Here is an 8,664-nt window from a genome sequence, read left to right as displayed (position 1 = left end):
TTGATTGTTATAGACACCTAAATCATAGGTGGTGACGGAGGAAAGATTATCAACTGTTGATTTTCCTAACATTTCCGAACGTGCTTTGACTTGTGTGGCAAGACCCGCCTCATTAACATCTAACGACATGATAAAGGTACTTAAATCAAAATTAAGTGTCGCATCCGGAGAAAGCGTTATCTTGTTATTTTGATCAAAAGGCTTATCTTTAAGTTCGTTTAATGATTGAACGAGCTGTTCATTGATAGAAGCCGTTTGTGTTTCACCTTCATCAAGTGTGGGAGTCACGGAGTTAATGGTAATTTTATTATCTTTAAGCACTACCAGTGCATCTGCAATTTTATTACGGCTTTGCTCTTCTAAAACGGATTGTTCGGAAAGATTGTAACGTAAATAGACTGGGATCGTCATACCTTCTTCTAATGCTGTGGCAAAGACACTAGGAATAATATAGTTACCTATCTTTAAATTGGCGGGTTGGCTATATGTATTCTCGGACAATAGGAACATAGCAATGCCTAGTGCCACCACAGATTTACGCACAATAGATCCTTATGAAATTAAAAATTAATTTACAATAATAAAATCGTCGTTATGCCAAATGCCGACAGTTGCTTTTTTACTTTGAACATCGACTTGTTTTAACTTGACGCCAATACCAGGCATAACGTAGTAGCGTTCACTACAGCGGTTATTTTCATTTTTTGTCACAGCATCTGGCATGCAATCACCGGTGGCCACAGTGCGGAATGAACTATTCCCCGTGTTAAACACGACGCGCGCTTCTTTATCAAATTGGTAATCAAATTTTTCTTGGCGAGGAGCAACCACTAAAATGGTACTTATCATGGCAGACGTCGTTGCCGTTGCAGCTTTTGCATTTTGCGTTGATCCTGTTTCAGTTACCGGATCGTCACGCCAGACTAAGCGATAGTAACGTTCTTGGTTATCACTAGGGCCTTTATAGAAAATTTTAAAACTTTCTTTAGTTTTGCCGGGTAAAATTAAGTTTGCTGGTGAGATCAAAATCTCGTTATTGACTAAAGGGAGCACTTTTCCATCTTCCAAAGGTGATGAAATGCGCTCAATAGATAATCCGACTAAACGAGCCTGATCGACATTATTTTCAATTTCTTTGGCAAGAATAGTTTGGTCAGATAGCATAGTTTCGGTAATAGCACCGACATGAATGGCTGCTGCAAATTGGCTATAAAAAATCAAAGGACTCAAACAGGCTAATATTATTTTTTTCATCATGGATCCTAGAAGGAAGAGCGAAAAATTCGCTCATCCTTTATTATTAAAAGACAATTTTTTGGATCATAGACTATGGTGTAGCAGTGAAGTCGCCTTCCCAAGTTGCAGTAAACTGAACTTTAACATCACCATCCCAGTAACCATCTGCTAATTCAGAGAATTTAGTTTCAGCACCAGCAACTTTTGCGGAAGCGATATTGAAGGCAAATTGGCTTTGGCCACTTACACGATCTTTACCGTTGTAAGCACCATCTTGTGCTAAGAAATCAAGACCTGCCGTTGTACCCGCTTTAACATCAACCATTGTGGTTTCTGTAGTGTCAGTTAATGCAGTGCCATTCCATTTAACACCAACAGTTAATTCGCTATCGTCAGATGCACGCGTTAATTTGTCAGAGATGATTTTTGATGTCAGTTTGAAATCAGTTGCACCTTGTTGACCTTGGATAGTGATGTCAAAAGCACCGTCTTGAGTATTAAACGCTTTAACACCTTCAGCGTAATTGAAAGTTAATGATTTTAATGGTGTAACCACTAACATACTTTTAGTATCTTTGTATGCTTTAGCATCCCATGAAGCAACAGCACTTGCTTTACGAGTATCAGCTTGAGCAAGAGTCGTTGCACCCATAATAGCAACTGCAAGAACTGCTAATGTCAGTTTTTTCATATTGAAGTATCCTTTATTGATTATTTTCACAGCATAATATTTTTAAATAACAGCATTCAGTTATTTAGGTATTTGATTGTCTATTAGTTAAATGCTTATTTAAAATAAACTTTAAATATACTTATTTTAAATAAAACATATTTTTCTAATGGACCATATTTTGAAGTTTGTGAATATCTATTTTCTTTATATCTATTAATTAATATGCAAAAAAAATTATGAATCAAAAGCCAGAATATTCATTCTTTCCTTGATTACTTGTTTATTTACAAACTTGATTTAAGGACAATTTTACGAATAAAAATATTAAATTGGATAGGATTAATTTCATAGGGTTTTATGCTGAAAAAACAATTCATAAGCGTATTTTAACTAAGTTTGCGTATTTTTACTCTAAATGAGAGTTTTCGTCGATGATCAAATAAGAAATTTTATATGTTAATAACTAGTTAGTGTTATATAAAAAAACATTTTTTTACATTTATACACTTTTTTATACTAATATGTTTATTTATTAAGAAATAATTAAATGAAATGTGTCTTTTCTGGATTTGTTTTGGTGGTTTATACGAAAAATTACAGAATAGGAATAAAAAAATTAGAACTTTTTTTATTGCCCATCTAAAAAAGACTGGTCTATATTGATCTAAAACAATATATAATGGTTTTTACAAATAATTCTTATTTGAATAAAACTAAATCAATAAAAATATTATTTTGTTTTTATTGATTTAACGATAAAATAATGTAAATGAAAAGTAAAAAAATAATAAATTATTTGTGTCATTACTTGGGGTGTGGTTAAAAATAATCATCATAAGATAATTATGTAATCAAAATACTCTATTATGCAATCCTATACAAATTATAGTATTTATAATGAAGATAGATTATTAATTAAAAATAGAATTTTTTAATAAAGTTAATAGCTAAATTAATGATGTTTGTTATTTTAGTATTAAGGTGCTGAGATAACGGTTTTAGGTGTTGCTTTTCTTTGGTGAAAATAAGCAGTGATAAGCAACAAAGTATAAAATATTGCTCCCATCAACCATAACAAACCATCCCAATAAGCGATGCTATAGCTATAAATAAAGGCAAATAAGAGTGGGCCAATAATCCCTGTGATATTGGTTAAACTGACAAGCGTGCCTTGCAGTTTCCCTTGTGCATTATTATCGACAGATTTTGATAAATAGCCTTGTAAAGCAGGTTGTCCCATTCCTCCTGCCGCCAAGCAGATTAATGCAGGTAATATTACCCAAACTTGACCAATCCACGCTAATAATAAACAGCCCATCATATCAATAGACATACTGATCATAATGGTGTTTTTTTCGCCCCATTTCTGCGCTAATTTTCCAGCAACAACGGCTTGAAAGAAAATATGTAATATACCCAGAACAGCCAAAGACATACCGACCGATGTCGTATTCCAATCAAAACGGTGTTGTGTAAATAACACCCAAATTGTGGCAGGAATTTGACCGATAAGTTGGATGATAAAATAGGCTACCAGCCAAAAATAGAGGCTTTTTTTAATAAATCCCGTGATTGAGTTTGATGATATTTGAGTGCATGTATTTGTAACTCGCGTTTCTCTTTTTTGTGTTTCATAAAAAAACAGTAATGCGAGTATCAATAAGATCGAGTGTGAAATAGCCGCAAATATAAATGGAGTATGGGTAGTTATTTCACCTAATAATCCTCCTAACATTGGACCAATAATAAGACCAACACCGAAAGCACCACCTAAAAAACCAAAATAGCGAGTTCGATTTTTGGCCGGAGTCACATCACTCATGGCTGATGCACATACAGCACCGGTTGCACCAGTGATGCCTGCAATAATACGCCCAATGTAGAGCATCCAAAGAGTCGTTGAGAATGCCATTAAGAGGTAATCGAACGCTGCACCTAAAAGGGAGAATAGCAAGATAGGTTTTCTGCCGTATTTATCAGACAGTCGTCCTAAAATAGGTGAAAAAATAACCTGCATGGTAGCATAGAGCGCTAATAGCACACCGTAATGAGTTGCAAGTGAATTTTCACTGACAAATTCATTTAATAGCGTAGGGAGTACTGGCATGATAAGCCCAATGCCAATGGCATCTAATGCGGTGATCAGCAGTATAATAATTATTGATTTATTCATTGAGATCCTAAAAAATCTATCGGTGATAGAGTGGGTGTAAAATATCTCTATCAGTGATAGATTGTCAAGGCTATTTTATTTTGAGGTAGATAATGGCAAAGCTAGATAAAGAACAAGTTATTGATAATGCATTAATTTTACTTAATGAGGTGGGAATCGAAGGCCTAACAACGCGCAAATTAGCGCAAAAAATAGGAGTAGAGCAACCCACATTGTATTGGCATGTAAAGAATAAACGTGCGTTGTTAGATGCATTAGCAGAAACTATTTTGCAAAAACATCATCATCATGTTTTGCCATTACCTAATGAAACATGGCAGGATTTTTTGCGAAATAACGCGAAAAGCTTTCGCCAAGCCTTATTAATGTATCGAGATGGTGGCAAAATTCATGCAGGAACTCGCCCGTCTGAAAGCCAATTTGAAACATCAGAACAGCAATTACAGTTTTTATGTGATGCTGGATTTAGTTTATCTCAAGCCGTGTATGCGTTGAGTTCTATTGCACATTTTACATTAGGTTCAGTTCTTGAAACTCAAGAGCATCAAGAAAGCCAAAAAGAGCGTGAAAAAACAGAGCTCAATACTATTCACTATCCGCCATTATTAACTCAAGCCGTTGCAATTATGGATAGTGATAATGGTGATGCTGCGTTTTTATTTGTCCTTGATGTAATGATTTCAGGACTTGAAACCGTGTTACACAACACTCAATAAATCTAAATCCGCTGACGTCCTTTTTGGCTAATTAATTGTCCTTGTATATCAGCGATACCAATATGCGCTATGCAGCCTGCATTAAACTGTAAATAGTCATCTTCGATGCCATCAGAAAAAATAACCCCATTTTCTGGCATTAAAGATTCTAATTGTAACGGTGAGTCAGGCTCAATAGTGCCAAAAGTTAATGCGACACCTGTTGTTCTGCTAGGAAATGGCTCTCTGACACTAAATTGTAGCTTTCGAACACCCCAGTCAAAACCTTGTAACAGAGGGTGCGAAGCTTCTCCAGTTATTGCCATTGCACCTGCAAGTATGGATTGAAACCACCCCGTTGATCCCAATCCTGTAGATACAATGATGCCTGATGAGGATTGTGCTTCTTGAGCGCCACTCCATTGCAAAATATACCGTGCAGAGGTGTGACTTCTAGGGCCAATAAATAAGTCATTAACCGCTAATAAGGATTGACCATCATTGGTTGTCGCTTGTGCAAAAGTGACCGTTTTAAATGGCATTTTTTTATTAATGGTATTGATGACTGTCTCTTTTAATTGTCCTATTTCAAAGGGTAATAATTTACCATCCCATCTTGATGGATCAGGGTTTATCGCAATGATGGGCTGTCCATTAAGGTATTTCAGCGTATTAGCTACAAGCCCATCTTGACCAATTACCACCACAATATCGTGAGGTGAGAATTGATAGCTAGGTAATAAACCCCTTTCTAAAAGTTGAAATCGTCCTAATGATTTTAAAATCAGCTCAGCTTCAGTGAGTTGCTTTTGATATAAATTGTGTTCATTGAGGTAATCCTTTACCTCAACATTATTGTGTTCTAAATAGAATTTGGCTTGTGACCAAGTATTAAAGCGCTCAATTAATTCCTGTAAGCGGCTTTTTCTCATCACCAGCACAAAGCGAAAATCTTCGTTACGTTGCATTATTTACTGCCTTTTTTCATAAATTGGCTAAATAAATCAGGTGTGATATTCAACTCGCCGATTTTTCCTGAATTCAGCGCTAAGGTTTCAAATGCCATTGCCATTAATTGCTGCGAGTCCATTTTTGCTAGTGCCATGGCTTTTAAGTTTTCAACTGGCAATTCGCGATAAGCACGCATGGTCGCTTCAATAGCATAAGCATCTGCTTCTGATTGTGTTCGCTGATTTTCAGCACTTAATGCGACCAATTCTTTGCGTTTTGCTTCAGCATTAACCTTGGCTTCAAGGCGTTCTTTTTCAATTTCTGCTTGTTCTCGTAATAATGTTCGTTCGTTTTCTAAACGCGCCTCTTCAATTTCTTGTCGTTTACGTTGAACGGATAAGTCAGTTTCTAATTCTGCTTCTTTAATGGTGCGCTCTTGTTCAACTGAGAATTTACGACGTGCATAAATTGCATCATCGGCTTCTTTCAGTAAGGATTCTCTTGCCTCGGCTTCTAGCGCTTTTAAGGTTTCTGGTGAGGGAGTGATTGCTGCAATAGAAACATCTAAAATGGCAATGCCTAATGCTTCTAATGATGAGTGTTCAATCAATTGTTCCATCACTAAAGTCACTAATGATTGGCTAAGTAATAACGCTTCTCTAAGTGGGGTACTTTGGATTTTTGCTTGAATTAAGGTTTGTGCAATACGTACAACGCGATCACTGAGTTTGAGTGGATCTTCAGAGGCATAAGACTTGCCGTTTTTACTCAAGTTAAAGTTGAGCACTTCTGCCGCTTTTTCAGGGGCTTTGACCTGAAATGAAATTTGTCCTTGGATGCGTAAACCCTGAAAGTCTGCGGTTTGAAAGTTAAAAATAAATGGCGCTTCTTGTGCATTTAAAGGTAAGGCCGCAATGGAGGTTGTGGCTGAGTTATACCAAAAACTCAAGCCTTTACCTTGTTGGCGGATTTTGCCATTAACGGATTTAATGATGAAGGTTGATGAGTCAGCTTTAAAATAATTTAAGTTAAACATAGTATTTCCTTATTAAGTGTCTTTATGACAATAATTGCATTGTGTCTTATAGACACTATTGTTGTCAACTAATTTAGTGTCTTTATGACAAAATTTGATTTTCTGCTGTTTAACCTTAAAATAGCCTTATCATTTCCTAATAAAGTTTACGCCATGAATGAACAAGATTTTTTAGCCAGTTATAACCGCCGTGATTTCCTATCGCCACTGATCACTGTTGATGCTGTACTATTTACTTATCATGAAGAGCAGTTAAAAGTGTTGTTAGTGAAAAGAGGGGAACATCCTGAAAAAGGAAAATGGGGTTTACCCGGTGGATTTGTCGATGAAGTCCAAGATAAATGCCTTGAAGATACGGTGCTAAGAAAATTAAAAGAGAAAACAGGTGTGATCCCCCCTTATATTGAGCAACTCTGTTCAGTGGGAAATGATCAGCGTGATGCAAGAGGTTGGTCAGTGACGGTTTGTTATACCGCGTTAATGGCACATCAAGCGTGCGAGGCTCATATTGATACCGTGGATTCGGTAATGTGGTTACCGATTGATGAGGTTACACAACAAAGCTTAGCTTTTGATCATCAAGAATTAATTACACAAGCAAGAGAGCGTTTAAAGCAAAAATCACTTTATTCAATTGTACCCGGATTTGCATTACCCGAAGTGTTTACCTTGCCGGAGTTACAGCATGTTCATGAAATTTTAATTGGTAAAGAGATCCAGAAAAAATCATTTAGGCGACGCATTGAACAAGCGGATTTATTGATTGATACAGGAGAAAAACGGGCTGAAAGAGGGCGCCCCGCTAGTCTGTATCGACTTAAAGAGGCGTCTGCGGATTATCGGTTTCTTCGTAATCTTGAGTTTTAAAAAGCTACTTGTTTATAAAGCCAATTGTTTTACAAAGCGAGTTGTTTTACAAAATAGTGAGCGCCATCTCGAATGGCGTCATCTGCCACTTTCATCATACGTGAATAATGTAAAAAGGCATGTAATGTGCCGGAATACATTTTATATTCACAAGGTAATTGATGCGCTTCTAAGGTTTTAAATAGTGTCACGCTATCATCTATAAGTGGGTCGTATTGTGCGCTGGCGATAAAGCAAGGTGGAATATCTTGCGTTAAGTCGTTATTAAATAAGCAATAATAAGGTGCGTCACGACTGCCAAGGGCGGTTAAATACGCATTGTCATATTCTTCTAAATCTTGCTGGCGCAATCCATCCCATTCACCACCATAAAGGCGGCGACTGGTGGAATCACGTAAGCCATATAACCCATACCAAAGTAAAGCCGCACTCACTTTGCCACAGTGAATGTGTTTGTCACGTAACCATAATACAGTGGCAAGCGATAACATGGCACCAGCTGAGTCACCAGCAAAACCAATATGTTGAGTATTAATATCGTAGTGTTTTGCATTTTGATGATAATACCGACAAACCTGTGCAGATTCATCAATGGCTTGGGGATAGCGAGCTTCCGGTGACAGTGAATAATCTATGCCAATAACGGTACAACCGGTATAGCAGGCAAGCAGTCGCATAATGCGATCGTGGGTATCTAAATTTCCTAAAATAAACCCGCCACCATGCAGATAATAGAGAGTTGCGGGTGTTTTTTCTTTGGGATTATAAAGACGCGTTAATACATTCCCATAAGAAGTACTAACCGAAATATCTTTTACGTCAAACATTTTTGGTGCGTCAGCATTCCAATAACGCCTATCTTTATTATAAGCAAGGCGCATCGATGGATAGCCCTCATTGTCTGGCGCAGGTTGTGGATTATCTGCATAAAATTGCATAACTTGCTTCATCTCTGGCGAAATAAGTTCTAGAACATTGATTTTATTTTTAGTTTTCATTCATGCCTCCAATTATCACTGTGGGGTATTGTAAA

8 protein-coding genes and 1 pseudogene are annotated in these 8,664 nt (G+C 36.8%); 2 read left to right on the top strand and 7 right to left on the bottom strand.

Annotation, left to right across the window (positions count from 1 at the left end):
• From ABN256_RS14980 to tet(H-J), 4 genes and pseudogenes are all read right to left on the bottom strand, one after another.
• Nucleotides 1-543 (bottom strand): annotated as a pseudogene (locus tag ABN256_RS14980) (fimbrial biogenesis outer membrane usher protein); the annotation flags it as partial.
• 24 nt (nt 544-567) lie between these two features.
• Nucleotides 568-1,254 (bottom strand): EcpB family pilus assembly chaperone, encoded by a 687-nt coding sequence (locus ABN256_RS14975; protein ID WP_349439659.1) that lies wholly within the window; start codon nt 1,252-1,254, stop codon nt 568-570.
• Nucleotides 1,255-1,327: 73 nt separating this feature from the next.
• Nucleotides 1,328-1,927: a common pilus major fimbrillin subunit EcpA gene (ecpA, locus tag ABN256_RS14970; protein WP_196554830.1), complete on the bottom strand. Its 600-nt coding sequence runs from the start codon at nt 1,925-1,927 to the stop codon at nt 1,328-1,330.
• Nucleotides 1,928-2,885: 958 nt separating this feature from the next.
• Nucleotides 2,886-4,082, bottom strand: coding sequence for a Tet(H)/Tet(J) family tetracycline efflux MFS transporter (tet(H-J), locus tag ABN256_RS14965; protein ID WP_349439658.1), 1,197 nt, complete (start codon nt 4,080-4,082; stop codon nt 2,886-2,888).
• Nucleotides 4,083-4,174: 92 nt separating this feature from the next.
• Here tet(H-J) and tetR(H) point away from each other — a divergent pair, with 92 nt between their 5' ends.
• Nucleotides 4,175-4,798 carry a tetracycline resistance transcriptional repressor TetR(H) gene (gene tetR(H) / locus ABN256_RS14960; RefSeq protein WP_340893818.1) on the top strand — a complete coding sequence of 208 codons (624 nt, stop codon included), beginning with the start codon at nt 4,175-4,177 and terminating at the stop codon, nt 4,796-4,798.
• 2 nt (nt 4,799-4,800) lie between these two features.
• Here tetR(H) and ABN256_RS14955 read toward each other — a convergent pair whose 3' ends face one another.
• Both ABN256_RS14955 and ABN256_RS14950 read right to left on the bottom strand, forming a co-directional pair.
• Nucleotides 4,801-5,745 (bottom strand): diacylglycerol kinase catalytic domain-containing protein, encoded by a 945-nt coding sequence (locus ABN256_RS14955; RefSeq protein WP_349439657.1) that lies wholly within the window; start codon nt 5,743-5,745, stop codon nt 4,801-4,803.
• Nucleotides 5,745-6,764 carry an SPFH domain-containing protein gene (locus ABN256_RS14950; RefSeq protein ID WP_349439655.1) on the bottom strand — a complete coding sequence of 340 codons (1,020 nt, stop codon included), beginning with the start codon at nt 6,762-6,764 and terminating at the stop codon, nt 5,745-5,747. Before ABN256_RS14950 ends, ABN256_RS14955 begins: the two co-directional genes overlap by 1 nt.
• 153 nt (nt 6,765-6,917) lie before the next feature.
• Here ABN256_RS14950 and ABN256_RS14945 point away from each other — a divergent pair, with 153 nt between their 5' ends.
• Nucleotides 6,918-7,631, top strand: coding sequence for an NUDIX hydrolase (locus ABN256_RS14945; RefSeq protein ID WP_196554866.1), 714 nt, complete (start codon nt 6,918-6,920; stop codon nt 7,629-7,631).
• Between the two features lie 29 nt (nt 7,632-7,660).
• Here the strand turns inward: ABN256_RS14945 and aes are convergent, their stop codons facing one another.
• Nucleotides 7,661-8,629, bottom strand: a complete 969-nt coding sequence (gene aes / locus ABN256_RS14940; protein ID WP_196554826.1) for an acetyl esterase — start codon at nt 8,627-8,629, stop codon at nt 7,661-7,663.
• Nucleotides 8,630-8,664: the final 35 nt, after the last annotated feature.

Source organism: Proteus sp. fly-1008 (assembly GCF_040140305.1).
GTDB classification, from domain to species: domain Bacteria; phylum Pseudomonadota; class Gammaproteobacteria; order Enterobacterales; family Enterobacteriaceae; genus Proteus; species Proteus vulgaris_B.
This window is presented reverse-complemented; position numbering and strand designations above follow the sequence as displayed.